The following is a 25,161-nucleotide window of genomic DNA, read 5'->3' as shown; positions in this document are numbered from 1 at the left end:
TGAACCCCCTCCACCCGCTTCCCGAGGCGCTTTGCGGCTTGAGACTTGTCAGGTGCGTGCACAGGTTGCAAGCGCAAACTAGGGTTAACGCCAACAAATCACGGCTTCCTAAAGCCGGCTTACAGGAGACTTCGTTGCTCGCCGCTTACATCACCCACCCCGACTGCGTTCGCCACGAAATGGGACCTGGCCACCCCGAATGCCCGGAACGCCTGGGCGCCATCCAGGACCAGCTGCTCATCAAGGGGCTGCTGGACTACATGGTTCCGTATGACGCACCGCTGGCCACCGACGAGCAGCTGTGCCGCGCGCACTCGGCGCTGCACGTGCGCAGGATCGTGGACAACGCACCCGCCGAGGGCTACCACCACGTCGATCCGGACACCAACATGAACCCGTTCACGCTGCAGGCCGCGCGCCGTGCCGCCGGGGCGGCGGTGCACGCGACCGACCTGGTGCTGGACAGCAAGGTGAGCTCGGCCTTCTGCGCGGTGCGCCCGCCCGGCCACCACGCCGAGCACGACGCGGCCATGGGCTTCTGCTTCTTCAACAACGTGGCCGTGGGCATCCGACACGCGCTGGACGTGCGCGGACTGGAACGCGTGGCGCTGATCGACTTCGACGTGCACCACGGCAACGGCAGCGAGAACATCTTCAAGGACGACGACCGGGTGCTGATGTGCTCGATCTTCGAGCGCGGCCTCTATCCCTTCCCCGAGGAGACGGGCCACACCACCACCATGGTCAACGTCGGGCTGCCCACGCGCTCGGGCGGCAAGGAGTTCCGCGAGGCGGTGACGCAGCACTGGATTCCGGCGCTGGACGCCTTCAGGCCCCAGCTCATCTACATCTCCGCCGGCTTCGACGCGCACCGCGAGGACGACATGGGCAACCTGGCCCTGGTCGAGGCCGACTACGAATGGGTGACGCAGCAGCTCGTGGCCGTGGCCCAGCGCCACTGCCAGGGCCGCATCGTCTCCTGCCTGGAGGGCGGCTACGTGCTCAGCCCCCTGGCGCGCAGCGCCACCGCACACGTGAAGGTGCTCATCGGCGCCGATTAAGAGGAACAGGGCCGGGCCCGATCCCGCCTGCCCGGCCCATCAAAGCTCATGGACAAGCACTACCTCACCCCGCTCTTCGCCCCGCGCTCGATCATCGCCTTCGTCGGCGACCCCGAGGCGCCGGACACCTGGACCGACCACGCCCGCACGGTGCACGCCGCGCTGACGGCCGAGCCCTTCAAGGGCGATCTCAAGTTCGTGGACATCCGCGGCAGCGCGACGCTGGCGGACCTGGCGCAGGCGCGGGCTGACCTGGCGCTGATCGCGCTGCAGGGCCCGGACGTGGCGGCGGCGCTGGAAGTGGCCGGTCGCATGCGCTGCCGCGCGGCGATGGTGCTCACCGGGGGGCTGGACGCCGCGGCGGCGTCCGAGCTGCACCGCATCGCGCGGCGCGAGCGCATCCAGCTGCTGGGCCCCAACTGCCTGGGTTTCCTGCGCCCGCACCACAAGCTCAACGCCAGTGCGCTGGGCATGCCGGCGCGCCCGGGCCCGCTGGCGCTGGTGTCGCAGTCGGGCTCGCTGACGGCCTCGATGCTGGACTGGGCCGACCGCAACGGCGTGGGCTTCTCCACCGTCGTCTCGCTGGGCCCGCACACCTCGCTGGGCATCGCCGACGTGCTGGACTTCCTGGCCAACGACGCGCAGACCCACTCCATCGTGGTGTACCTGGAGGGCATCTCGGACGCGCGCCGCTTCATGAGCGCGCTGCGCACGGCGGCCAATGCCAAGCCGGTGGTGGTGCTCAAGTCCGGGCGCAAGCTCGCGGGCAACCTGGCGGCGCAGACGCACAGCAGCTCCATCGTCGGCAGCGACGAAGTGTTCGACGCCGCGCTGCGCCGCGCCGGCGCGGTTCGGGTTCGCTCCTTCGTGGAGCTGTTCTCGGCGGCCAAGTGCCTGGCCTCGCGCTACCGCCCGGTGGGCAAGCGCCTGGCCGTCGTCACCAACGGCGGCGGCCCCGGCGTGCTGGCGGCGGACTGGATCGGCGAGATCGGGCTGATGCTCGGCCGCCTGTCCAACGCCAGCAAGTCGGCGCTGGCGCCGCAGCTGCTGCCCCACGCCTCGCTGTCGGACCTGATCGACCTGGGCGAGCACGCCAGCCCGGCGCATTTCCGCGCCGCGATCCAGGCCGCGGACAAGGACCGCGAGATCGACGGCGTGCTCGCCATCTTCTCGCCCAAGGCGGGCACCAACCCCGAGGACATCGCCAAGGCGCTGGTGGACATCAAGCGCCAGATGGCCAAGCCGCTGCTGGCGTGCTGGATGGGCGATGCCTCGGTGGTCCAGGCGCGCGAGCTGCTGGGCACGGTGGGCATTCCCAGCTTCCGCACGCCCGAGGCGGCGGTGGGCGCGTTCGGCAACATCGCCAGCTTCTATCAGAACCAGATGCTGCTGCAGCAGACGCCGGCGCCGCTGTCCTCGCTGGCCAAGCCCGACATCGAGGGCGCGCGGCTGGTGATCGAGAGCGTGCTGGCCGAGCGGCGCAAGGTGCTCACCGAGATGGAGAGCAAGACGCTGCTGTCGGCCTTCCACATCGGCGTGACCGAGACGGTGCTGGCGCGCAGCGCGCACGAGGCGATGATGATCGCCACGCAGATGGGCTTCCCGGTGGCGCTGAAGATCGACTCGCCGGACATCACGCACAAGTCCGACGTGCACGGCGTGGCGCTGGGCATCATGACCGCCACCGCGGCGCGCGACACCTACAACGACATGGTCGAGCGCGTGCGCCGCATGGAGCCCGATGCGCGCATCAACGGCGTGACGGTGCAGCGCATGGCGCGCGCGCGGCGCGGGCGCGAGATCCACGTCGGGCTGATGACGGACGAGCCCTTCGGCCGCGTGATCGTCTTCGGCGGCGGCGGCACGATGGTGGAGCTGATCAACGACCGGGCGATGGAGCTGCCGCCGCTCAACCGCTTCCTGGCGCGGCGGCTGATCGAGCGCTCGCGCGTGGCCGAGACGCTGGGCGAGTGGCACGGTGCCGAGCCGGTGGACTTCGACGCGCTGGAGCAGGTGCTGCTGCGGGTGTCGGAGATGGTGTGCGCGCTGCCGCAGCTGCGCGAGATGGACATCAACCCGATCATCGTGGACGCCAGCGGCGCGGTGGCGGTGGACGCGCGCATCGTGATCGACAACGCGCCCACGCCGTCCGCGGGCGGTCGCGGCAGCGACTATCCGCACCTATGCATTTCGCCCTACCCGGCGCGCTACGAGCAGCTGTGGCCGCTGCGCGGCGGCGGCGAATACCTGGTGCGCCCGATCCGCCCGGACGACGCGCAGAAACTCCAGGACCTGGTGCACTGCGTCTCGGCCGAGAGCCGGTATTTCCGCTTCGTCTCGTCGATGACGGAATTGCCGCCCTCGATGCTGGCGCGGCTGACCATGATCGATTACGACCGCGAAATGGCGCTGGTGGCGGTGGTGAAGCAGCGCAACGCCAATACCGAAGGCGACATGGTGGAAACCGAGCGCGTCATCGGCGTGTCGCGCTACATCACCAACCCGGACCAGTCCAGCTGCGAGTTCTCGCTGCTGGTGGCGGACGATTTCGCGGGCAAGGGCATCGGCTCACGCTTGATGGAAAGCATCATGGAAGTCGCGCGCGACAAGGGTTTGACCGAAATCGACGGCTTGGTCCTGGCCAATAACCCGAACATGCTGAAACTCATGCGCAGCCTGGGGTTCACCGTCAAGGCCTTTGACGAGGACCCGGATTTCAAGCTGGTGACGCACGTGTTGTGAAGTTCGGGGCCAGGCCTTGCCCTGCGCGTCTTCCGGGCCCTTGCACTGTTTGCATGGCTCTCAGCCACGGCAGTGGCACCGCATTTATCGGTGCCGTGTGCGAGCCGGTTTGACGCAAGAGGGAAAAAGCAAAAGGCAAGGCCTGAGCCCGCTCCCTCAGCGCCCCAACAAACTCCTGAACCACGCCCGCCAGCGCCCCGCCGGCGGATTCTCATGTTCCTCGCGGGCCTGGACACACTCGCCAGGCTCGTGGATTCCAGCGGCCCAGCCCTCCAGCCAATCCCGGGCCTGTGGCGATCCCGCCCGGTAGGGACAACGGCTGTTCAAAGCTTTTCCCGCCTCGAACCCTTCCTTCCAGAATTTGCTGTTGCCATTATCGGAATCCGTGTCCAAGGCAGAAAAAACATGCATACCCAATGCCCAGTATTGAAATGGACGGAAAGCCCGACATGGATTCCTGGCACGGCCGTGGCAAGGACGGCCCTGGCTTGAAATACGCGAAGCCGTGATGATTCGATGGACGGCAAGGGCCAGCGGCCCCAATTCATGAAATGGAGCCTTTTTTCCTCGCGCGCTGTTTCAATGCTTTATCGGCTTTCGGAAACGGCATTGAAGGATCAAAGCTTATTAGTTTGTAACCGCTCTCAGCGCCGCGAAGGGATTCCCCGTTCCATGCCGGCGCCCACGCGCGCCCGGCACTGCTTGCGCCTCGTGTGTCGCGCGGACCGGGCAGGCCAACCTGAGCAGGGCCGTTCGCAAGTGCACCGCTGTGGAGCCAGGCCCGTTGTCGACAATGCAACCCTTCCGCAAGCTGATCTCTGATCCGCACCGATCAAGGTCCTACGCCATGGCACTACATCCACTCACCCGCACCCGGCACCTCCTCGCCGCGCTGGGCACGGCGGCGCTGCTGGCCGCCTGCGCCACCAGCACGGCACCCGGCGCCGTGGGCATCCAGCGCCAGCAGTTGCTCATGGTCCCCGCCGCCACCGTCAATGCCGAGGCGGCCAAGGGCTTCAACCAGCTCTCCTCGGCGGCCAGCAGCAAAGGGAAACTCAACAACGATCCCGTCATCACCAAGCGCGTGCGCGACATCGGTTTCCGGCTCATCAAGGAGGTGCCGGTGTTCCGGCCCGACGCCGCGCAGTGGGCCTGGGAGATCAACGTCTTCGACGCCGAGGAGGTCAACGCGTTCTGCGCGCCGGGCGGGAAGATCGGCGTCTACACCGGCATCGTGCGCAAGCTCGACCTCAGCGACGACGAGCTCGCCGCCGTGATGGGCCACGAGATTGCCCACGCGCTGCGCGAGCACTCGCGCGAGCAGGTGTCGCAGCAGGCGCTCTCGGGCGCCGTGGTGCAGGGCATCGCGGCCTCCAGCAATTCCAGCGCCGCCGGCGCACTGGCCGCGGTGGGGGCGCAGTTCTTCCTGCACCTGCCCTTCTCGCGCGACATGGAGCTCGAAGCCGACGTGATGGGCGTGGAGCTCATGGCCCGCGCCGGCTACGACCCGCGCGCAGCCCCGAACGTCTGGCGCAAGATGCAGCGCCTCGCCGGCGGCCAGGAGCCGGTGCAATTCTTCAGCACCCACCCCAACAGCAGCAACCGCATCGCCGCGCTGGAAGCGGCGGTGCCCAAGGTGATGCCGCTGTACCAGGCCCGGGCCGTCGGCACCCCGGCGCACTGAAGCAGCCGGGGCCGAACCCATCCATCAACCCGCCGGGAGGAACCCCATGCTGATGAAACTCGTGGGCATGCTCGACTCGCCCTACGTCCGCCGCGTGGCGGTGTCGCTGCAGATGCTGGGGCTGCGCTTCGAGCATCAGCCGCTGTCGGTGTTCAGGCACATGGAGCCGTTCAGGCGGATCAACCCCGTGGTGCGCGTGCCCACGCTGGTGAGCGAGGACGGCATCGTGCTCGCCGACTCCACGCTGATCCTGGACTACGCCGAGCGCCTGGCGCGTCCGCGCAGCCTCATGCCCGCCGACCCGCTGGCCTACCAGCAGGCGCTGCACCTGCTGGGGCTGGCGTTGGCGGCCGGCGACAAGAGCGTGGCGCTGTTCTACGAACGCAACCTGCGCCCGGCCGAGAAGCAGCACGCGCCCTGGGCCGGGCGCATCGAGGATCAGGTGCGCGCGGCCTACGCCGCGCTGGAGGCCGAATTCGCGCAGCGCCCGCCCGTCACCGAGGGCGACACGCTGGCGCAGCCGGCGCTCAGCACCGCCGTGTTCTGGCACTTCACCCAGCGCGCCCTGCCGGGCCTGGTGGCGCCGGAGCAGCACCCCGCGCTGGCAGCGCTGTCCGCGCATGCCGAGGAGCTGCCGGCGTTCCGGGCCGCTCCGCACGGGGAAGAGGCGTGCCGGTTCGATGCCTGAGCCGCCCGCGCCGTCCGCCCTGGCTGCTGTCGGCGCTCAGGCGCCGCTGAAGCCCGCCGACGGCCCGGCTTGCGTGCCGGATGCGGGCTCGGCGGGCGCATCCAGGCCCCACTCAGCCCAGTCCTCGCCGAACAGCTCCGCCGGATGCTGCGTTCGCACCGAGCCGTTGCCGCAGGCCATCGAGTCGGCCGCGCAGTACTGGTCGCAGCCCCAGCACACGCGGTGAGGGTTGGCGGGATGGATAGGGAATTTCTTGGCCATTGACAGCGCTCCAGGCCGGGTCCCAAGCCGCGGGCTGCACGAGGCAACACGCCCGTTGCGGCGATGGACATTGACATTGATCGAACCGTCATTGGATACCGCCTGCCCGCCCGCCGTATTGCGCTGGGTCACGGCCGACAATGGTGGCTCAAGCCCGCGTCGAGCCTGGTGGGCATGCAGGACCCACCCTTTCCAGGCGTCGGTGCGCCCACAACCCCTGCCCTCCACCATGCCCACCCCAATCCAGTACGCCGACCTCAGCGACGCCTTCGAGTTCGCCAGCGCCACCGTCCCCTTCGGTCCCTTCGAGCAGGCCGCCTTCATCGCGCTGGACAGCGGGACGGTCGTGTACCGGTCCGAGGCCCACGACGACGTGCTGCCGCCGGACCTGGATGACCGCAGCCGCTACCTGCCCGTGCCGACCCGGCAGGACCTGAGCCTTGGCAACCGCCTGGCCTTCCTGTTCACCGAGCGCTTCCTGCCCGAGGACCACGAAACCGTGCACGACTACTTCACCGAGCACGGCGCCTACGCCCGCTTCAAGGAGTTGCTGCTGCAGCGCGGCCAGCTCGAAGCCTGGTACGACTTCGAAGCCCGCGAAACCAAGGAGGCCCTGTGCGCCTGGGCCGCGGAGCAGGGACTGCAAGTGGCTTGAGCGCCGTACCGGACCGCACCCTGGCTCAGTGCGCGCCCGCCACCACCACCGCCTCGCGCCCGTCCCACACCAGCCGTGTCTGCAGGTCGCGGGTGGCCGCCAACCGGTCGTTGACGAAGACGTTGGTCTTCATCGCATACACGCCTTGCGGGGCGCTCTGCGGCAGCGTCACTTCGAAGCTGTTCTCGAAGCGGCCGGCGGACGCGGCCGTGAACGGCTTGCCGCCACTCTTGATCGGCTGGCCGTCCTGGCTGAAGACCACGATTTCCTCCCGCACCGCGTTCACCGGTTGCACGCTGCCGTTGACCAGCTCCAGCGTGGAATTCACCCGCACCGGCCGCCCGCGCTGCACCACCGGCGGCGACACCGCGGGCGTGTAGGACACCAGCTGCGGCTGCTCGGGCAGGCGGCCCCGCGTGCGCTCGTACTCGCGGTCCACCTGCGCGGCGGGCTTGGTCTGGCGCGATTGGACGTTGACCGCCACGCACAGCAGCGCGCCGGCCGCGCCGCCGATCACCGCGCCTTTCGCAGCCGTCCGGCGGTCGCCGGCCATGGCACCGATGAGCGCACCGACGGCGGCGCCGGCCACGGCGCCGGTGCCGACGCTGCAGGGATCCTCGCTCCCGCCCTGGCCCCAACCGGGACCGCCCGCGGGTGACGCGCATCCCGCCAGTAGCGATGCGACGACGGCGCCGGTGAGCGCCTGCTGAACGACTCGAAGGCTTGTCATATGGAACGAAGCTCCTGATGCGATGGAGGCTGACGGAAAGCATCGCCGGGCGGCAACCGGCCACGGTGAGGCTCAGCGGATGGTGGTCTCCTCGCGCAGCACCTGCAGCTCGCGCTCCTGGATGCGGCGCAGCAGACTGCCCGCCTGCGCATTGGACGGGTCGATGCGCAGCGCGCTGTCCACGTAGGTGCGCGCCGCGTCGAAGCGGGACTGCGCCAGTGCGCGCTCGGCCTGGCGCAGGAAGTCCTGTGCCAGCAACGGCGGCCCGGGCACGGAACTGGGCGGCGGCTGCACGACCTGGCGAGGCGCCGGCGCGGGCTTTTGCGCGGCAATGGCCGCGCGCACCTCGGCCCGCAGGGCCGGCAGCTCGGCGTGTTCGCGGTTCTGGCCTTGCAGCCGGTCGAGGCTCGCCTGCGCCCCGCGCGTGTCGCCCAGCACCAGTTGCTTGCGCACGCTGTCCGCGCTGGCGTCGGCCGCACGCTGCGCCTGCTCCAGGCGCTGTCGCAGGACTGCGGCGCCGTCGGAGCGAGTGCAGCGCGCATCCAGGCCGTCGAGCTGCTTGCGGGCGCTGAGCAGCCGCTGCGTGTCCAGCTGCGAAGCCACGCCCTGCAGCGCGCGCTCGCACGCGACCTGCACCGCCAGCGCCTGGTCAGCCTGGCCCTGCAACACACGCGCCCTGGCCGCGTCATCGCCCTTGCAGGACCCCAGCGCCAGCACGGCCTGGCTGCGTCCCCCGGCTGCGTCGCCCTGTGCCAATGCCCGTGCCGACGCGCCCAGCGCCTGCCGGCACGGCCCGTCGTCCACGCTGCGGAACTGCCAGTAACCGGCCAGGCCCAGCCCGGCCAGCGCCAGCAGCACCCACGGCGTGCGCCCGGTGCGGCGCACCTGTCGCGTGGGCGCCGGCGGCAGGGACGGTGGCGCCGTATTCGCCGTGTCCCCCTTGGCGGCCGTGCCTGGCGGGATGGCCGGTGCCGGCACCGCGGACGCCGCAGCGGCCTTGGTGGCGTCGGCGGACGGCGCTGAAGCGGAAACCGGCGCGGGTGGCGGCACCGGCACACCAGCGGCCGGGGCCTGCGGCGCAGGCGACGGTACCGAGGGCGGCACAGCCGCAGGCGGGCTCGTCCCGGTGTCCGGCGCGTCGGGGACAGGGCTCGGCTGGCGCTCCGGTGCGTCCAGGGTGCGCCCTCCCGGCGGTGCCGCGGCGGTAGCGGTAGCGGTAGTGGCTGCGCTGCCGGCCGCGTCCGCGGTGGCCGCGCCGCAGTACGGACAGAAGGCCACCGCGCTGAACAGCCGCTCCGCGCAATGGGTACAGGACCGCTCGGACTCGTTGCGGCGCACGGCGGCTCAGCTCAGCGGCGGGGGCATCGACGGCGGCTGCGTCGCGCCGCCGCTCGGCAGCAGGGCCGCCAGCTCCGGCAGCTGCGCCAGCTCCACCCAGGCCGGCAGCCCCTGTCGCCAGACCTTGGTGCCCGTGGCGGCCACCTGCCCGGCCTGCAGCATCTGGACCACCTGTGCCGTGCCGAAGGGACCGTACTGCTGGCCGTTGACGCCCAGGTAGTACTGGTGCTGCGGCAGCAGCGGGGGCGGCCCGCTCGGCAGCGGTGGCGGCATGGCCGGCAGGGGCGGCGGCACCGCGCCGAAGCCCACCGCCGCCACGACCCCGGCCACGGGCGCCGCGGCGGCAGGCTGCACCAGCGCGGCCAGCACGCCGGGCTGCAGCATCTCCGGGCGCAGCACGTGCTTCAGGCGCGGCTCGCCGCCCGGATCGGGCGCGCGCACCTCCCACTCGAAGGCGTCGGCGTCGGAGTCGGGCACCGGCAGCGTCCAGTCCTTCAGCCGGGCCTGCAGCGCGTGCGCCAGGGGCTCGAACTCGCGCTCGGCCAGGCCCTTGCGGCGCGCGCGCTCGCGCAGATCGAGCTTCAGCTCGGCCGCGATCGCGCTGGCGAAGCCCTTGCGCACCTGCTCGACGCCGGTGGCGTCGGCCACGAGCCTGGGCGTGTAGACCGCGCTCTCGGTGTAGTCGCACAGCGTGGCCAGGGCGGCGATCAACACGGCATCGGCTTCGGCCAGGTACTCCTGCACGCGCGCGACGATGGCCTCCCGGTAGGCCGGCGGCAGCCCGTTCTGGCGGATCGCCCGCTCGTTGCCGATGCGCCGCAGGTCGCCGCGCGCCACCGCGAACTGGTACTGACCCGGCGGCACGATGCGCTGCGCCGAGCGCGTGAGCACGCCCAGCATCACGGCCAGCAGGAACTGCTTGAAGTCCTCCGCCAGCCGGCCGATCTCCTCGGTGCTCGGCGCGATGGGGTGGCTGAACTGCGTCAGGTCGATGTGGGCGTGCGTCGGGATGCGCTCGGCCTCCTTGCGGTAGCTCGCGCGCCAGCCTTCGAGCCCGCGCAGCACCGTCATCGGAAGGCCCGAGAGCTCGCAATAGCACACGGCACGGCCGGGCTGGCCGGTCTCCACCACCGACAGCTGCGCCGCCGTGATGCCCGCCACGGCCGGCATGCAGGTGTCGAGCTCGGCGCGGTACGCGCGCTCGAAGGCCTGGGCGTCGGCCACGCCCAGGAAGCACTTGTACTGGTCGGCGCGCACCGTGACGTCGCCACCGAGGTTGGCATCGACCCACGGCATCGCGCAGGCCAGCAGCCGGCGGAACAGGCCCTGGCGCCGGGCCGGGTCCATGCCCGCCAGCGCCTCGGCCAGCGGGTCGGCCGCGGCGCCCGGGCCGTGCTCCAGCCCGGCGCGCACCAGCTGGCGCTCGGCCATGCGCTGCACCTTGGACAGCAGCGCCTGCCGCCGTGACGGGTCCTGCAGCAGCGGAAACAGCACTTGCGAGCCTCCCAGGTCCTTGAAGGCCTCGTCCGCCCACTGGCGCAGCTGCGCCGCGCCGGGCAGGCGCACCTCGGGCTCGGCGGCCTCCACCGGGATCAGCGTGGCGTGCTCCTGCCCCAGGTCGCGCTGCAGGATGGTGTCGGCGCGGCGCAGCTGCGCCAGCATCGCCACCACCGCCTCGCGCCCGGCCTGCAGCTCGCCCATGAGGCCGCTCCAGACGGCGCGTCCCTGCGCGTCCACGCCGCCCTTGCGGCCCAGCCATTCCGACACCTCGCCCATGAGCAGCGCGGCCTCGTCGGCGGCCTTGGCGCGCAGGTGGAAGCGCACGGCGTTGGCCATTTCCTCGCGCAGGTGGTCCATCACGACCACCGCCTGTTTCTCGCCGCCGCCGAAGAGCCGGCCCTGAGTCTGCTCCAGGTTGTTGAGCAGCCGTTCGAACTCGCGGCTGCGCACCGCCTCCTTGATCTCGCGGTAGCGCTCGGCGTTGGTGCGCAGCGCGGCGATGAGCCCGCTGCCCGGCGCTTCGAGCCGGTCCTTGACCTGTTCCACCAGCGACAGCACGTACTCCAGGCCGCCGTAGTCCTTGTTGTCCAAGTAGGCGTAGAGCTGGTCGCGCACGGCGGCCTGGATCTTGAGCAGCTGCTCGCGGCGCCGGCGCGCCACGCGGTCCTCGGTGGTGTCGGCGGCGGAATCCTGGTCGCGCACCGCGTCGCGCTCGAGCTGCCGCGCGGCGTCGCGCACCTGCGTGGGCCACTCCTTGCGGTCGAAGCCGCTGCGGATCTCGTCCATGCGCTGGTTCACGCGCTGCTCCACGCCGGCGACAAGCGGGCCATGGCGGTCCTGCAGCAGCTCCTCGACCACGAAGTAGTCCATGAACTCGCCGCTGGAGCGCTTGAGCTCGATCGACGGGTCCGAGAATCGCGGGAAGGCGCCGAAGGGCATGGGCCGCAGCGACAGGTGGGTCGCCATGAAGTCGTCGCGCTGGCGGTCCGTGGCGCGGTGCGCGAGGGCGTCGGTCGCGCCCACGCCGAAGAAGGCCTGCAGCATGCCCGCGGCCCACCGGTGCGCCTGGTGCTCGCGCCGCGCCGCCTGCCGCGTGTCGAGCACCGCCTGGCCGAAGGCGGAGTAGCGCATCGAGAACGACAGCCGCATGTCGCCGAAGCGGTTGTGCGGCAGCCGGGCGTCGTGGAGCTGGTTCTTGTGCTGCGCCTGGTTCACGCCCACCGAGCGCTTGCGCCGCGCGAAGTCGCCGGAGAGGAAGTCCTCGAACAGCGCGTCGGCCAGCATGAAGTGCACGTCCGACACGTGCTTGGTGTGCTGGCGCGCCAGGTTGCCGGTGTCCACCAGGTACACCTCGTTGTAGGGCTCGGGCGGCAGCTCGGGCTGGTCGTAGGGGTCCCAGCGCCCGACCTGGCCACGGTTGCCGCGCATGGCCGATTCCAGCTCCATCAGCGCGGCGTAGCTGTTGGCCTCGGTGCGGTCCTTGTTGGCGCCGGCGTAGCCGGTGGGCAGCAGCAGCATCAGCTCCACGTCGGCCGCACCCACCTCCGCGCGCGCCAGCCAGCGCACCAGCCAGCCCATGTCGAGAAAGGCCCCCGAGCCCGTGCCGCCCGCGACCGAGGCGACCACCACGACGCGAAACTTGCTGCTCTCCATGTTGAGCCCCAGCCGCGCGAGCTGGCGCTCGTGCGACAGCCCCGCCTTGAGCTCCTTGAGCTTCAGCCGCACCTTGTCGCGCGTCTTGGCGTACTTGTCGAAGAAGTACAGCCGCGAGAGGCAGCGCACCTGGCCCGTGCCGCGTTCGGGGTCGATGCCCAGCTCGCGCATCTTGCGCGGGGTCAGCGGCAGCCATTCCTTGACGTTGGGGTACTTCTCCAGCGCGTCGTCGTCGCGGCTGTACTTCTGGACGTCCAGCGGCTCGACCACCTTCTCGTCGTCGCTGAAGCGCACCAGCTCGTACTGCAGGTCGTCGGCCTGCGCGCGGCCGTGCTCGATGACGGCGCCGGTGTCCAGGTCGAAGTGCAGGAACTGCGCCACCGGAAACTCCGCCAGGCTCTCCACCCGCAGCCGCGCGCCGGCCGGACCCCACAGCGCGTTGAGGATGCGCCGGCGCAGCCGCAGCAGCACCTCCATGCCGGTGCCGCCCACGCCGATGAACAGCGTGGGCCGCACGTCGATGCTGGTGTCGGCGCGGCGCCCGGTGCCGGGCGTGATTTCGGTTTCATTGCCACCGTCGTTCGTCGCCATGTGCATGCCTCCCGTTGCACGGCCCGGCTACTTGCGGCCGTTGAACACCATCAGCCCCAGCGACAGCAGCGCCACGGCGCCCAGCGGGACCAGGATCAGCGGCGTCATGAAGCGCGCCGCGTTCACCGCGCTGAGCACCACGGCCGTGCCGATGCTGGCCAGCGCCACGAACAGGCCCCAGCCCGCCGCGTTGGCCTTCACCGGCGGCACGCGCCGCGCCACCAGCGCGTTGGCGTAGCCGTTCTTGGCGAAGAAGAAGCCGACGAAGAGCACCAGCAGGATCGCGCCGCCGATGAGCAGATCGCGCGAGGTGGTGTCGGCCAGGGGCGGCAGCGGCATCGCCTCGCCGCCCGGCATCGCCGTCGTGGCCGCCCCGCCGGGGGCCGAGGCCTCACCGCCGGGCGGCGGCAAACTGAAGCCACTGCTGCTGTTGGACAAGTCTCCCTGCGCCATCGCGATCTCCTTTGCCTCTTAGCATGCCCAGGATCGCGCAGGAACCCCGTTCAGCGGCCGGTGAAGGCCAGCGTGTGCCCCTGCGCCGTCGAAACCACCCGCGGCCGGCCCCAGCCGCGCCGCACTTCGCCCACCACCTGCCCCTCGGGGTCGCGCACCGCCAGCCGGCCGAAGCGCTTGAGCACGACGGCGCGCCGCAGCCCGTCCACGTCCAGCTCGTAGCGCCGGCTGCGCGAGGCGGCCACCGCCAGTCCGGCCCCGCCCGCCACCAGCGCCAGCACGCCGCCCAGCAGCGCCAGCACCGGCGCCAGCGGGTATTGCACGCGCAACAGCAGCGGCACGCGTGCCCGCGACGCGCGTGCGCTCTCGGGCGGGGTGAACACCTCCGGCAGCGGATCGCCGGGGAACAGCGCCGCCATCTGCCCGGCAAAGGCCGGCGCGACTTCCAGCCGCTGTCCGGACAGGCCGATCTCCACCGTCATCGGCAGCAGCACCTGCTTGCCCATGGCCGCCAGCGCCTGCGTGGACCAGGCCGAGGGCACCTGCGCCATGGGCAGCGCCAGCCGCACCTCCACCGGCTGGCGTGCGCCGGGCTGCAGCGCCTGCACCCGCGCCGGGCTCACCTGCACCGGCAGCTGCTGCCCGGCCGCGTCGAGCCGCGCCTGCACCTCGGCCTCGCGGATGGCGTAGGGATAGAACAGGTTCTGCAGCGAGGCCCGCAGCACCACTTCGGGCCGCAGATCGCCGGATTGCGCGTCCAGCACGATGGTGCGCTGGTCGCTGCCCAGGCTCGCGCGCAGCTGGCGGGCGTTCGCCACCGCCTCGGGGACGATGCGCACGGCCTCCTGGTCCAGCGGCTTCAGGCGTGCCGGCGCCTGCGTCAGCACCCGGGACAGGGCGCCCTTGGCCAGGATGTTCTCCAGCGCCTGCGAGGCGCTCTGGCCGTAGGCCAGCGCATAGACCATGAGCCCGCGCGCGCTGTAGAGCCGCCCCTGCACCGGCATGCTCAGCGGGAAAGCCAGCGTGCGGGTGATGGACGGCTCCAGGTGCAGCAGCCGGTAGAAGTCGCGGTTGCGCTCGGCGGTGCGCGGGTCGTTGCCGGGGCTGTTGCGGTTGTTGGTGAAGATCCACAGCACCCCCGGCGCGGCGCCAAGGGGGCCGGTGATGGTCTTGGTGATGGCCTCCTGGAAATCGGTATCCGCCAGCGCCGGCCCGGCGCCCTTGCGCGCCACCTGCAGCGCCCCCAGGTGGCGTGCCACCTCGCCTGCGCCCTGGGCCTTCGAGAGCAGCCGCGGCGACTCGTTGCCCGCGCTGCTCTGGCTGAAGGCCAGGGTGTAGACCGTGTCCTGCGGTTCGACCGCCGCCTGCGCCACCGCTGCCACCAGCGCCTTGAAGGGCGAGGCCGGATCGGCGTAGAAGGGCTCCATCCAGCCCGAGTTCTGGACCAGGAAAGCGTGCTGCATGGCCGCTGCCGGTGCCGGCAGCGCTGCGGCAAGCACGACGACGGCGGCGATCCGGCGGCGCGGCGCGGTCACGGCGCCAGCCTCCAGCCGGGAATGGCGTCGAGCTCCGGGTGGTAGGCCCACAGGTGGCTGTCGTGCACGAACAGCCGCGTGCGCCAGGGCTCGGACACGCCCGACAGGTCGATCAGGACCTGCTCCCCGTCACGCGGGTCATCGAGCAGCAGCACGCAGGGCTTGCGCGCCGGGAGCTCGAACACGGCCCGCAGCCCGCGCAGCACCGGCACGCGCAAGCCCACCACGGCGCCGGTTTCGGCGCTCTCCAGCAAGGGCAGCATCACCCGGGGCTCGCGGCCGTCGTCGGCATGCAGGGGCTCTTCCCAAGGCAGGTCGCGGTCGCGCACCGCGGAGCGGAAGCTGGCCCGGCCCGAGCACGAGCGCGGCGAGGACAGCTTCTGGCGCTCGGCGTGGTCCTCTCCGAGTTGGAGGTACACGAACTGCCCCTCGGCCCGCTCGTCCTCGCACAACTGCCACAGCTTGCCGGTATGGGCCAGGTACGGGCAGCCGAAGTCGAACACCGGGCTCAGCCCCTCGGGCCAGGGCAGGAAGTCGGCCTTGAAAGCGTCATCGCTGCGGCGCAGCCGCAACTGGCCCGCAGCGCCGGGCCACACCGCCCACTGCGCCGTGGACACCGGCGCCTGCAGCGGCTCGGCCACAGCAGCGCAGGGGCCGCCGGCCAGCGGCAGCTGCACCAGCGTGTTCTGAGCGTCGATGCCCGCGAGCTGCACGCCGCCGTCCGCACAGCGCAGCGGCAGCCACACCTGGCGGCCGAACTGGATCGGACTGCCCAGGGCCGGCGCATCGCCCACGTCTTCCAGGTCGAAGCGCAGTGCCGGCACGTCAGGCAGCAGCCGCACGAGGCCGGCCTGCGTGGGCAGCAGCAGCCGGCAGCCCTTGCGGCCCTGCGCCACTTCGCAGCGCCAGGACGCGCGCGGCAAGCCCGAAAGCGCGGGCAGGCGATCTTGCGGATGCACCAGCGGTTCCCAGCGCCGGCTGCGCGGCAGGTACGCCAGGGGCACGCCCTGGTCGGGGTCCAGCGCCAGCAGCACAGGCGCCGCGGTGGCCGCGCGCAGCGAGAAAAACTCGTAGTGCCCGGGCGGGACTTGCGCCAGGCGCACGTCCGCCGGCGCCGGCTCCTCGCGCACGGCCCGCATGGCCGCCAGCCGCAGCGCCTGCGCGCAGCGCAACAGGCCGCGGGCGTGGACCGGCGCGGCAGGCGTCACGGGCGGCGCGCCGAAGGGCGCTATCCATGGCCCGGCCTCCGCGGGCCGCTCCAGCGCCCGTCCGTCCGCCGGGCTGAAAAGGAATTCAGGCGGATACAGCGGGCCGCCGGCCGGAGCGTGGAACAGCGCGCGCAAGTCCGTGGCGGGCAACGCCTCGGACGGCTCGTGCCCCAGCGCCGTGGCCAGCAGCTTGTAGTCGGCGCGTGCCGCACCGCCGGCACGCCAGGTACCGGAAGCCAGGGGCCATATTCCGTCCGTCGCGCCGCGGGTCGCCATCGCCCCTCAGGCCTCCTGCCGCTCGTCCAGGCAGCGCCGCACCTCGGCGTACAGCTCCTCGGTATGGAAGGGCTTGCGCAGCAGCCGCGCACCGGGCACGGCGGTCCACAGCAACTCGCGGTCGGCATGGCCGCTGACGAAAATGATGGGCAGCGACGGCGACAACTGGCGCAGCCGCCGCGCCACCTCGATGCCGCTCAAGCCCGGCAGCCCCAGGTCCAGCAGCAGCACCTGCGGCGAGAAGTCCGCGTAGGCCGACAGCGCCGCGCCGCCGTCCGCGGCGCTGAGCACCTCGTAGCCGTTGTCGCGCAGCAGCTCGGCCATGGTGCGGCGGATGTCGGGTTCGTCGTCGATCACCAGCACCCGCTCGCCGCACCCGGCCAGGGTGCGCGGCAGCGCGCGCTCCTGCGGCGGAGCGAGCTCCGCGCCGCTGCCCGCGGCCAGCCACAGCGACACCTGCGTCCCCTGGCCCAGCTCGCTGACGAGGCGCGCGCCGCCCCGCGACAGCCGCGCCACGTTGGCCACCTGCGCCAGCCCCAGCCCCGTGCCGCGGCCCACGGGCTTGGTGGTGAAGAACGGGTCGAAGGCTTTAGCGGCCACCTCCGGCGTCATGCCGGTGCCGGTATCCGTCACGGTGATGACGACGTAGGCACCGGGCAGCAGATCCGCTTCGGGCTCGGCCAGACGTTGCACGCGGGCCTCGATGCTGATGCTGCCGCCCTGGGGCATGGCGTCCTTGGCGTTGAGCACGAGGTTGAGGATCGCCAGCTCCAGCTGGTTGGCGTCGGTCACGGCCACCAGCTCGGCGCCCTCCTGCAGCTCGATGTTCAGCACGATGGCGCTTTCCACCGCCTGGCGCAGCCAGTCGCGCAGGCCCAGCAGCAGCGTGCGCACGTCGATGGGGCCGGTGACCAGGTCGTTGCTGCGCGAGAAGGCCAGCAGCCGCAGCGTGAGCTGCTTGCCGCGCTCGGCCGCGGCCAGCGCCTTGTCCAGCAGCGCGCTGATCTTCGGGTCGCCGGCCATGCGCTGCACCAAGTGGATGTAGCCCACCATCGACGCCAGGATGTTGTTGAAGTCGTGCGCCATCGAGCCGGTGAGCTGGCCGATGGCCTCCATCTTCTGCGACTGCACCAGCACCGCCTCGGCGCGCTCGCGCTGCGCGATCTGCTCGATGAGCCGGATGTTGGCCTGGTGCAGCGCGCGGGTGCGCTCCTCGATGCGCCGCTCCAGGCTCTCGTTGAGCGCGCGCGTGCCGCTCTCGGCCGCGTGCAGCCGCAGCAGTGCGCGCACGGCGGCGACGAGCTCGTCGGGGTCGATGGGCTGGATCAGGTAGGCGTCGGCGCCGCCCTCCAGCCCGCGCGCGCGGTCCGCGGCGCTGGTGAAGGTGGCCGAGGTCTGCAGCACCATGGTCGTGGGCCAGCGCTGCTTGATCTGCTTGCACACCTCGATGCCGTTGATGTCGGGCAGCCGCACGTCCAGCAGCACCAGCGCCGGGCGCAGCGCCTCCATCTGCGCCAGCGCCTCGTGGCCCGTGCCGGCGTCCACCACCTCGAAGCCCGCATAGCGCAGCGTGCGGTTCTTCGCGTAGCGCGCGGGCTCGGTGTCATCGACGTTGAGGATGGTCGCCGCGTTGCTGCCCTGGGTGCCGTCCGCGCCGGCGCCGCCCTCGTTGATGCTGCTGCCGCTCATGCAGTCCCTCGCCCTTGATTGATCACGGAGTGAATGAGTGTGGTGAGCCCGTCGCGCGAGATGTCGTGCTTGGGCACGATGGCGTAGGCCGCGGCCAGCGCGCGCTTCTGGTCCAGCGACAGCGCCTGCGACGTGCACACCACCACCGGCACCGTGCGCAGCCGCGCATCGGCAGCCAGCGCCTGCAGCACCGTGAAGCCGTCCAGGCGCGGCATGTGCAAATCCAGGATCACCACGTCCGGACGGCTCCGCCGCACCAGCGCCAGCCCGGCCTCGCCGTCCTCTGCCTCCAGCACGCGCATCCCCGCGTCCTGCGCGATGTGGCGGATGACGTAGCGGAAGGCCTCCTCGTCATCGATCACCACGAGCTGCGCGGCATCCGGCGTGCCATCGCCGGGTTCCGGCACCTCGGCAAAACTCCCGTAACGCAGGGGGAGGTACAGCTCGAAGGTGGAGCCCACATCCGGGGTGCTGCGCACCGTGACGTCGCCGCCCATGAACTGCGCCAGCCGCCGCGACAGCGGCAGCCCCAGCCCCGTGCCGCCGCGCTGCAGCGCGCCCTGCACCTGCGTGAACTCCTCGAAGATGGTCTGCAGGTGCTCCGGCGCGATGCCGATGCCCGTGTCCTCCACCGTGAACACCATGCGCGCGCTGCCCGCCTCGTGGCGCGCGCTCACGCGCACGTGGCCGCGCTGCGTGAACTTCAGCGCGTTGGAGATCAGGTTGCGCAGCACCTGCGCCACCTTCTGCTCATCGGCGTAGAGCTCGGGCAGCCCCGCGGGCTCGTCGAAGATCAGGTCCACCGCCGGGTTCACCAGCAGCGGCTTGAGCGAGCCGCGCAGCCCGGCGAAGAGCGCGTCGATGCCGAAGCTCACGGGCCGGATGTCCAGCCGCCCGGCCTCCACCTTGGCCAGGTCCAGCAGGTCGTTGACCATGTCCAGCAGCCCCTGCGCCGAGCGGCGGATGTAGTCCACCTGGCGCTGCTGCTCGCGGTTGAGCTCGCCGTCCACGCCGTCGGCCAGCAGCCGCGTCAGCGCCAGGATCGAGTTCAGCGGCGTGCGGAACTCGTGGCTCATGTGCGACAGGAACTTCGACTTCATGTCGCTGGCGCTGCGCAGCTGCTCGGCCTTCTGGTCCAGCTCCGAGTACAGCGCCACCACGCCGCGGTTGGTCTCCTCCAACTCGCGGTTCAGGCGCTCGGCCTCGGTCTGGCGCTCCTGCAGGTCCGCCAGGCTCTGGATCAGCTCGCGGTCCTGCTCGTGCAGCGCCGCCAGCGGATCGGGCCGCGCGCCGGCCAGCGCGGCGCCCAGCGCGTGCAGCGCCACCGGCGTCAGCCGCGCCGCGGCCGCCCGGGGGATGCGCTGCCACAGCCGCACCGTGGTGCCGCCAGGCGAGGACTCGATCTCGAAGCGGTCCACCAGGCGCCGCGCGCTGGGCAGCCCGGTGCCGCGACCGGGCTGGAAGCTCTTCTGCCCGCTGAGCACGGCCTGCAGCTCGGCGATACCGGGGCCGCGGTCGCGCACCGTCACGCACAGGTGCTGCGGCTGCGCGGGCGCATCCACCGCCAGCTCGACCTCGCCGCCGCGCGCGTGCGTGAAGGCGTTGCGCGCCATCTCCGACACCGCGGTGGCGATGCGCGTCTGCGCCTGGCGGTCCAGCCCCAGGCGCTCGGCCAGGCGGTGCGCGTTCTGCCGCGCCGCGACCACGTCGGCGGCGGCGGCCAGCGGCAGGCGGGCCAGTACCTGGTTCGTGGTCATGGCGCCTCCGTGCGCGCCACCACCACGGTGGCGTCGTCGCGCCCGCGCGCGAAGTCGCGGTAGAGCACGCCGGCCACCAGCAGCGGGGGCATGCGCTGCAGGCCCGGGTAGGCGTCCAGCGACCAGCCGGAGGACAGGCCGTCGGAGTGCATCACCAGCAGCGCGCCGGGGCCGCAGGGGTAGTCGAAGGCCTGGATCTTTCGGGCGTTGTGCCCGGCCGTGCCGTTGTGCGAGACCATGCGCCGCACCGTGCCGCCGCCCACCACCGCCGCGGCGATGTTGCCCAGGCCCACGAAGGAGACGGTCGCGCTGGCCGGGTCGATGCGTGCCACCGCCACCGCGCCGCCGCGGGTGTGGCGCAGGGCCTGGTGCACCGCCTGCACGATCTGCGCCGGCGGCTCGTGGCGGCTGCGCTGGAACTGCGCGACCGCCTCGTTGGCCGCCACCGCGGCCTCGGTGCCGTGGCCCAGGCCATCGACCATGAACACGGTCCGCACGCGTCCTTCCACATGCGCGGCCCAGGCGTCGCCGCAGGCGCGCTCGCCGGGCTTGGCGATGCTCACGCCGCCCAGCGCCTCGCCGTGGTCGGGCTCGCGGGCCGGCCCGCCGCTGCGCGAGAGGCAGGCCAGCACCGCCGCGCCCTTGCCGGGCCAGGAGGCGACGTGGAAGGACTGCGCCAGGCGCCGCACCGCGCCCAGGCCGTTGCCCGCGGTGCCGGCGGAGGAATAGCCGTCGGCCAGGCAGGCGGCGAGGTCGGCCATGCCGGGGCCCTTGTCCAGGGCCAGCAACTCGACGTGGTCGCTGCCGCAGCCCACCAGCAGCCGCCCACCGCCGCCGTGCTTGATCAGGTTGGTGCCCAGCTCGGTGGCGACGATGGCCAGCTGCCCGGCGCGCACCTCGTCGAAGCCCAGCGCCTCGGCGGCCGCCACCGCGCGGCGCCGCGCCTCGGCCACGGCGCTGGAATCGTTGACCATCACTTCGAACATGTACTGCCGCTCCGGTGGTGGTCGCTCACTTGAAACGCGCGATCGTCACGCGCGTACCTTGTCCCGGCGTGGAATCGATGGCGAACTCGCTGGACAGCCGCTTGGCGCCGCCCAGCCCCAGGCCCAGGCCGCCGCCGGTGGTGAAGCCGTCGCGCAGCGCGGCGGCGATGTCGGCAATGCCCGGGCCCTGGTCCTCGAACTGCAGCCGCACGCCGCGCCGCGGCCCGGCCACGAGATCGATGCGCACCGTGCCGCCGCCGCCGTAGTCCAGCGTGTTGCGCGCCAGTTCGCTGGCGGCGGTGACGATCTTGGTCTGGTCCACCAGGCTCAGCCCGGCCTCCACCGCCACGGCGCGCACGCGCTGGCGCACCCGCACCACGTCTTCGGAGCTGCGGATCTCCAGGATGTCACTCACCGTAGGCGCCGTCCTCGTCGTCGGCGACGATGGTGTTGCGCCAGGCGTGGCGCGCAGAGCCCGCGATCAGCGCCAGGCCCTTGTCGACGTCGAGCGCGGTCTTCACGCCATGCAGCGACAGGCCCAGCTCCACCAGCGTGATCGCCACGGCCGGGCGCATGCCCACCACCACCGTGTCGGCATCGAGGATGCGCGACACCGCGGCGATGTTGTCCAGCATGCGGCCCATGAAGCTGTCCACGATCTCCAGCGCGGAGATGTCGATGAGCACGCCGCGCGCGCCCACCGCGACGATGCGCTGGGTGAGGTCCTCCTCCAGCGCCGAGGCCAGCTCGTCGTGCATGTCCACCTGGATCGTCACCAGCAGCACGTCGCCCAGCTTGAGGATGGGAATGCGGTCCATGGGCTCAGGCCTGCGGTGCGTAGCCGCTGGGGACCGCATCGACGCGGCGCCTCATGACGGCGCGGCCCTGCCTGGACAGCGCCAGCGCGAAGGCGTCGGCCAGCGTGGCCTTGGACACCACGTCCAGCTCCACGCCCAGGTGCACCATGGTCTGCGCGATCTGCGGGCGGATGCCGCTGATGATGCAGTCCGCGCCCATGAGCCGCGCCGCGGCCACGGTCTTGAGCAGGTGTTGCGCGGTGAGCGTGTCCACCGTGGGCACGCCGGTGATGTCGATGATGGCGATGCCTGCGCTCTGCTGGACGATGGACTCCAGCAGGTTCTCCATCACCACCTGCGTGCGCTGGCTGTCCAGCGTGCCGATGAGCGGCAGCGCCAGGATGCCGTCCCACAGCTTGATCACCGGCGTGGAGAGCTCGGCGATCTCCTGCTGCTGGCGCACGATCAGCTCCTCGCGCGTCCTCTGGTAGGCCTCCATGGTGTGGAGGCCCAGCCGGTCCAGCAGCAACCCGATGCTCCAGTTGGCGGCCAGCGTGGCGGCCTGGTCGATGCCCGCGTGGCGGCCGAACACGTCGAACAGCGGCTGCTTGAGCGAGAAGATGAAGAGCGTGGTCTCGCGCGGGCTGAAGCCCTGCGTGGCGCGCGAGACGGAGATGTCCGCCAGCAGCTCGCGCACTGGGCCGAAGGCGGGGGCGTCGACGTCCTGCGCGCCGGCGTTGAGCGCTTCGCGCAGCAGGCGCAGGAACTGGCTGCACTGGGTCTGCAGCTCACCCTCGCGGATGCGGCCGCTGTGCAGCGCCCCGTCGTCCTTGAGCTGCTGCAGCCACTGCTGCAGCACCTCGGCCTCGTGGGCGTTGAGCAGCTCCGAAGTGACCTGCGTGCCTGCCTGTGCCATGTGTGAATCGCTCCTTTGGGGGTATCGGGGCCATCATAGTCGGCGCCGCAAGGGCGCCAGGCGGGCAGTCGCAGCCCGTGGGACAGGGCCGGGATTCAGGCCGGTCCAAGGGTTGCTGTCCACGGATTCTTGAATCGCGGCGTTCCCTGCCGTGACCGCCACAGGAGACAGCTGATGAACGCAGAGGAAAGACTCCGGGTCGTGCGTCTGGTCACGCGCCTGTCGCGCGCCCCCGAGGCGCCGCAGGACGAGGACGCCGCGCTGGAGCTGGCCGCGCTGATGAAGGTGCGGCCCGACGCGCCCTACCTGCTGCTGCAGCGCGCGCTGATGCTGGAGCTGGCGCTGGAACAGGCCCAGGCCGAGCTGCAGCAGCTGCGCCAGGGACAGGCGCCGGGCCAGCCAGCCCAGGGCTACCCTCCGTCGCAGCCGGCGGGCACGGCGCAGGCGCCGTCGCGCTGGGGCGGCCTCTTCCAGCGCGGCGCGCCCGCCGGGGTGAGGCCCGGCTACCCCGGATCGGGCCCCGGGTACGGGCCGGGATACGGCCCAGGCGCGCCGTCGGCCGGTGGCGGCTTCCTGCGCAACGCCGCGGCGGTGGGCGCGGGGGTGCTGGGCGGCAGCCTGCTCTTCCACGGGCTGGATGCGCTGTTCCATGACCACGACCACCCCGACGCCGGCGGCGCCGGGCAGGGGCTGCTGTCGGGCGACATGCAGTCGCCGCTGGACGCCATCAGCGGCAACGCGTTCGCGGACCCCGGCAACGCCCCCGGCGGCGACCCGTTCAGCGGCGACATGCTGGGCGACGGCGGGGAGTTCGATGGGGGTGGGGACGACTGGACGTGATCAGGCGACTGCGACGCTGGCCGTAAGCTGCGTCGCTTCGTTCACTACTCCGTCATCCCCGCGCAGGCGGGGACCCAGGTGGCCCCACGTTAGAGCGAAGCGACAGTGCAGCGAATCGAGCCAGAAGCCTCTGGTGTTCCGTCCGATCCGCTTACGTTCTGCTTGGGGGCCGCCTGGGTTCCCGCCTTCGCGGGAATGGCGAAGCAGAAGGGCCGCACCCGTGCTTCAGCCTTCTGTCGAAATCAATTGGATTGGGAAAGGAACCTTGTCCCCATGCGCCTGCTGCTGGTGGAAGACGACACGATGATCGGCGAGGCCGTGCTGGACCTGCTGCGCGCCGAGCACTACGCCGTGGACTGGGTCAAGGACGGCGAGATGGCCGAGACGGCGCTGCGCACACAGGCCTACGACCTGCTGCTGCTGGACCTGGGCCTGCCCCGGCGCGACGGGCTGGAGGTGCTGCGCACCTTGCGCGCGCGCAAGGACCGCACGCCCGTGCTCATCACCACCGCGCGCGACGCCGTGGCCCAGCGCATCGAGGGCCTGGACGCCGGCGCCGACGACTACGTGCTCAAGCCCTACGACCTCGACGAGCTGCTGGCGCGCATCCGCGCCCTGCTGCGCCGCGCCGCCGGACGCGCCGAGCCGGTGTACGAGCACCGGGGCGTCTCGCTCAACCCGGCCACGCGCGAGGCCAGCGTGGGCGGCCAGCCGGTGGTGCTGTCGGCGCGCGAGTGGGCGGTGCTGGAGCCGCTGATCGCGCGCCCGGGCCTGGTGCTGTCGCGCGCCCAGCTGGAAGAGAAGCTCTACGGCTGGCGGGACGGCATCAGCTCCAACGCGGTGGAGGTCTACATCCACGGGCTGCGCAAGAAGCTGGGGGCCGACACCATCCTCAACGTGCGCGGCCTGGGCTACATGGTGCCCAAGGGCTGAAGCGGGACGGGGAGACACCGATGCGGATGCGACTGCCGCAGTCCCTGCGCGCGCGGCTGCTGTGGCTGCTGCTGGCGGCCATCGTGCTCACGGCGCTGGCGCAGGGCATCGCCGCCTACGGCACCGCGCGCGCCGAGGCCGACCAGATCTTCGACTACCACATGCAGCAGATGGCGCTGGCGCTGCGCCCCGGGCTGACCGCGCGCGGCGGGCTGCCCGACGCGGCCGAGGCCGAGAACTTCGACTTCGTGGTGCAGGTCTGGACCGCCGACGGGCTGCGCGTGTTCCAGTCCGCCGCGCGCGCGGCGCTGCCGCAGCACGCGGTGCTGGGCTTCTCCGACGTGCAGGCGCACGGCAGCACCTACCGCGTGTTCTCGCTGCAGACGCGCACGCAGGTGATCCAGGTGGCGCAGGACATGGCGGCGCGGCGCGAGATGGCGCGCACGCTGGCGCTGCGCACCGTGGCGCCCATCGGCGTGCTGGCGCCGCTGCTGATGCTGCTGGCCTGGGCCGTGGTCAGCAGCTCGCTGGCGCCGGTGCAGCGGCTGCAGCGCCAGGTGGCCTCGCGCCAGGCCGAGAACCTGGGCGCGGTGCACGGGCGCGATTTGCCCGAGGAAATCCAGCCGCTGGCCGACGAACTCAACCTGCTGTTCGCGCGCGTGCGCCAGGCCTTCGAGGCGCAGAAGAGTTTTGTTGCCGACGCCGCGCACGAGCTGCGCTCGCCGCTGGCGGCGCTGAAGCTGCAGGCGCAGGGCCTGCAGCGCGCGCCGGACGAGGCCGCGCGCGAGCGCGCCATCCAGCGCCTGACGGCCGGCATCGACCGCGCCACGCGGCTGGTGGAGCAGCTGCTGGTGCTGGCGCGCCACCA

General features: G+C 71.8%; 21 protein-coding genes. 8 read left to right on the top strand and 13 right to left on the bottom strand.

Annotated elements, in window-relative coordinates; genetic code table 11:
• Positions 1–134 precede the first annotated feature (134 nt).
• The 4 genes from Q0741_RS01515 to Q0741_RS01500 all read left to right on the top strand — a co-directional run bounded on the left by Q0741_RS01515 (position 135) and on the right by Q0741_RS01500 (position 6,175).
• The gene (locus tag Q0741_RS01515; RefSeq protein ID WP_298231437.1) at positions 135–1,061 is read left to right on the top strand and encodes a histone deacetylase family protein; all 927 of its coding nucleotides are present in this window, start codon (positions 135–137) and stop codon (positions 1,059–1,061) included.
• Between the two features lie 48 nt (positions 1,062–1,109).
• On the top strand, positions 1,110–3,803 hold the full coding sequence (locus Q0741_RS01510; protein WP_298231436.1) for a bifunctional acetate--CoA ligase family protein/GNAT family N-acetyltransferase: 2,694 nt from the start codon (positions 1,110–1,112) through the stop codon (positions 3,801–3,803).
• Positions 3,804–4,650: 847 nt separating this feature from the next.
• Positions 4,651–5,487: a M48 family metallopeptidase gene (locus Q0741_RS01505; protein ID WP_298231435.1), complete on the top strand. Its 837-nt coding sequence runs from the start codon at positions 4,651–4,653 to the stop codon at positions 5,485–5,487.
• A 52-nt stretch (positions 5,488–5,539) separates the two neighbouring features.
• Positions 5,540–6,175 carry a glutathione S-transferase family protein gene (locus Q0741_RS01500; RefSeq protein ID WP_298231495.1) on the top strand — a complete coding sequence of 212 codons (636 nt, stop codon included), beginning with the start codon at positions 5,540–5,542 and terminating at the stop codon, positions 6,173–6,175.
• A gap of 36 nt (positions 6,176–6,211) precedes the next feature.
• Here the strand turns inward: Q0741_RS01500 and Q0741_RS01495 are convergent, their stop codons facing one another.
• Entirely contained in the window at positions 6,212–6,436 is a 225-nt protein-coding gene (locus Q0741_RS01495) for a DUF3079 domain-containing protein (RefSeq protein WP_298231434.1), read from the bottom strand.
• A gap of 229 nt (positions 6,437–6,665) precedes the next feature.
• On the opposite strand from Q0741_RS01495, the gene Q0741_RS01490 reads away from it, so the two are divergent.
• The gene (locus tag Q0741_RS01490) at positions 6,666–7,091 is read left to right on the top strand and encodes a hypothetical protein (RefSeq protein ID WP_298231433.1); all 426 of its coding nucleotides are present in this window, start codon (positions 6,666–6,668) and stop codon (positions 7,089–7,091) included.
• A 25-nt stretch (positions 7,092–7,116) separates the two neighbouring features.
• Here Q0741_RS01490 and Q0741_RS01485 read toward each other — a convergent pair whose 3' ends face one another.
• The 12 genes from Q0741_RS01485 to Q0741_RS01430 form a co-directional block, all read right to left on the bottom strand.
• The gene (locus Q0741_RS01485; protein ID WP_298231432.1) at positions 7,117–7,821 is read right to left on the bottom strand and encodes a hypothetical protein; all 705 of its coding nucleotides are present in this window, start codon (positions 7,819–7,821) and stop codon (positions 7,117–7,119) included.
• Between the two features lie 72 nt (positions 7,822–7,893).
• On the bottom strand, positions 7,894–9,159 hold the full coding sequence (locus tag Q0741_RS01480) for a hypothetical protein (protein WP_298231431.1): 1,266 nt from the start codon (positions 9,157–9,159) through the stop codon (positions 7,894–7,896).
• Between the two features lie 6 nt (positions 9,160–9,165).
• Complete coding sequence (locus Q0741_RS01475) at positions 9,166–12,903, bottom strand: tubulin-like doman-containing protein (protein WP_298231430.1); 3,738 nt, start codon at positions 12,901–12,903, stop codon at positions 9,166–9,168.
• A gap of 27 nt (positions 12,904–12,930) precedes the next feature.
• Positions 12,931–13,356, bottom strand: coding sequence for a hypothetical protein (locus Q0741_RS01470; RefSeq protein WP_298231429.1), 426 nt, complete (start codon positions 13,354–13,356; stop codon positions 12,931–12,933).
• Positions 13,357–13,406: 50 nt separating this feature from the next.
• The gene (locus Q0741_RS01465; RefSeq protein WP_298231428.1) at positions 13,407–14,891 is read right to left on the bottom strand and encodes a hypothetical protein; all 1,485 of its coding nucleotides are present in this window, start codon (positions 14,889–14,891) and stop codon (positions 13,407–13,409) included.
• Positions 14,888–16,375 carry a hypothetical protein gene (locus tag Q0741_RS01460; protein WP_298231427.1) on the bottom strand — a complete coding sequence of 496 codons (1,488 nt, stop codon included), beginning with the start codon at positions 16,373–16,375 and terminating at the stop codon, positions 14,888–14,890. The genes Q0741_RS01465 and Q0741_RS01460 overlap by 4 nt, the downstream gene beginning before the upstream one ends.
• A 6-nt stretch (positions 16,376–16,381) precedes the next feature.
• Positions 16,382–18,064: a response regulator gene (locus tag Q0741_RS01455; protein ID WP_298231426.1), complete on the bottom strand. Its 1,683-nt coding sequence runs from the start codon at positions 18,062–18,064 to the stop codon at positions 16,382–16,384.
• Positions 18,061–19,821: an ATP-binding protein gene (locus Q0741_RS01450; protein ID WP_298231425.1), complete on the bottom strand. Its 1,761-nt coding sequence runs from the start codon at positions 19,819–19,821 to the stop codon at positions 18,061–18,063. The genes Q0741_RS01455 and Q0741_RS01450 overlap by 4 nt, the downstream gene beginning before the upstream one ends.
• Positions 19,818–20,807: a SpoIIE family protein phosphatase gene (locus tag Q0741_RS01445; RefSeq protein ID WP_298231424.1), complete on the bottom strand. Its 990-nt coding sequence runs from the start codon at positions 20,805–20,807 to the stop codon at positions 19,818–19,820. Before Q0741_RS01445 ends, Q0741_RS01450 begins: the two co-directional genes overlap by 4 nt.
• A gap of 25 nt (positions 20,808–20,832) precedes the next feature.
• Positions 20,833–21,222, bottom strand: coding sequence for an ATP-binding protein (locus Q0741_RS01440; protein ID WP_298231423.1), 390 nt, complete (start codon positions 21,220–21,222; stop codon positions 20,833–20,835).
• The gene (locus Q0741_RS01435) at positions 21,215–21,625 is read right to left on the bottom strand and encodes an STAS domain-containing protein (RefSeq protein WP_298231422.1); all 411 of its coding nucleotides are present in this window, start codon (positions 21,623–21,625) and stop codon (positions 21,215–21,217) included. The genes Q0741_RS01440 and Q0741_RS01435 overlap by 8 nt, the downstream gene beginning before the upstream one ends.
• A 4-nt stretch (positions 21,626–21,629) precedes the next feature.
• Entirely contained in the window at positions 21,630–22,520 is an 891-nt protein-coding gene (locus Q0741_RS01430) for an STAS domain-containing protein (RefSeq protein ID WP_298231421.1), read from the bottom strand.
• A gap of 174 nt (positions 22,521–22,694) precedes the next feature.
• On the opposite strand from Q0741_RS01430, the gene Q0741_RS01425 reads away from it, so the two are divergent.
• From Q0741_RS01425 to Q0741_RS01415, 3 genes are all read left to right on the top strand, one after another.
• Complete coding sequence (locus Q0741_RS01425) at positions 22,695–23,360, top strand: DUF2076 family protein (RefSeq protein ID WP_298231420.1); 666 nt, start codon at positions 22,695–22,697, stop codon at positions 23,358–23,360.
• Positions 23,361–23,633: 273 nt separating this feature from the next.
• A complete protein-coding gene (locus tag Q0741_RS01420; RefSeq protein ID WP_298231419.1) occupies positions 23,634–24,293 on the top strand; it encodes a response regulator transcription factor in 660 nt (219 codons plus the stop codon).
• A 26-nt stretch (positions 24,294–24,319) separates the two neighbouring features.
• Positions 24,320–25,161, top strand: an 842-nt coding sequence (locus tag Q0741_RS01415; protein ID WP_298231494.1) for a histidine kinase dimerization/phospho-acceptor domain-containing protein, incomplete at its 3' end; no start/stop codon positions are given.

The organism is uncultured Azohydromonas sp., from assembly GCF_937926365.1.
Taxonomy (GTDB): Bacteria; Pseudomonadota; Gammaproteobacteria; order Burkholderiales; family Burkholderiaceae_C; genus Azohydromonas.
This window is presented reverse-complemented; position numbering and strand designations above follow the sequence as displayed.

Bases quoted from the DNA above. Each gene is read 5' to 3' on its own strand.
- Q0741_RS01510 (WP_298231436.1), top strand. From the start codon at position 1,110: ATGGACAAGCACTACCTCACCCCGCTCTTCGCCCCGCGCTCGATCATC.
- Q0741_RS01505 (WP_298231435.1), top strand. From the start codon at position 4,651: ATGGCACTACATCCACTCACCCGCACCCGGCACCTCCTCGCCGCGCTG.
- Q0741_RS01500 (WP_298231495.1), top strand. From the start codon at position 5,540: ATGAAACTCGTGGGCATGCTCGACTCGCCCTACGTCCGCCGCGTGGCG.
- Q0741_RS01495 (WP_298231434.1), bottom strand. From the start codon at position 6,436: ATGGCCAAGAAATTCCCTATCCATCCCGCCAACCCTCACCGCGTGTGC.
- Q0741_RS01490 (WP_298231433.1), top strand. From the start codon at position 6,666: ATGCCCACCCCAATCCAGTACGCCGACCTCAGCGACGCCTTCGAGTTC.
- Q0741_RS01485 (WP_298231432.1), bottom strand. From the start codon at position 7,821: ATGACAAGCCTTCGAGTCGTTCAGCAGGCGCTCACCGGCGCCGTCGTC.
- Q0741_RS01475 (WP_298231430.1), bottom strand. From the start codon at position 12,903: ATGGCGACGAACGACGGTGGCAATGAAACCGAAATCACGCCCGGCACC.
- Q0741_RS01470 (WP_298231429.1), bottom strand. From the start codon at position 13,356: ATGGCGCAGGGAGACTTGTCCAACAGCAGCAGTGGCTTCAGTTTGCCG.
- Q0741_RS01460 (WP_298231427.1), bottom strand. From the start codon at position 16,375: ATGGCGACCCGCGGCGCGACGGACGGAATATGGCCCCTGGCTTCCGGT.
- Q0741_RS01455 (WP_298231426.1), bottom strand. From the start codon at position 18,064: ATGAGCGGCAGCAGCATCAACGAGGGCGGCGCCGGCGCGGACGGCACC.
- Q0741_RS01450 (WP_298231425.1), bottom strand. From the start codon at position 19,821: ATGACCACGAACCAGGTACTGGCCCGCCTGCCGCTGGCCGCCGCCGCC.
- Q0741_RS01445 (WP_298231424.1), bottom strand. From the start codon at position 20,807: ATGTTCGAAGTGATGGTCAACGATTCCAGCGCCGTGGCCGAGGCGCGG.
- Q0741_RS01435 (WP_298231422.1), bottom strand. From the start codon at position 21,625: ATGGACCGCATTCCCATCCTCAAGCTGGGCGACGTGCTGCTGGTGACG.
- Q0741_RS01430 (WP_298231421.1), bottom strand. From the start codon at position 22,520: ATGGCACAGGCAGGCACGCAGGTCACTTCGGAGCTGCTCAACGCCCAC.
- Q0741_RS01425 (WP_298231420.1), top strand. From the start codon at position 22,695: ATGAACGCAGAGGAAAGACTCCGGGTCGTGCGTCTGGTCACGCGCCTG.
- Q0741_RS01420 (WP_298231419.1), top strand. From the start codon at position 23,634: ATGCGCCTGCTGCTGGTGGAAGACGACACGATGATCGGCGAGGCCGTG.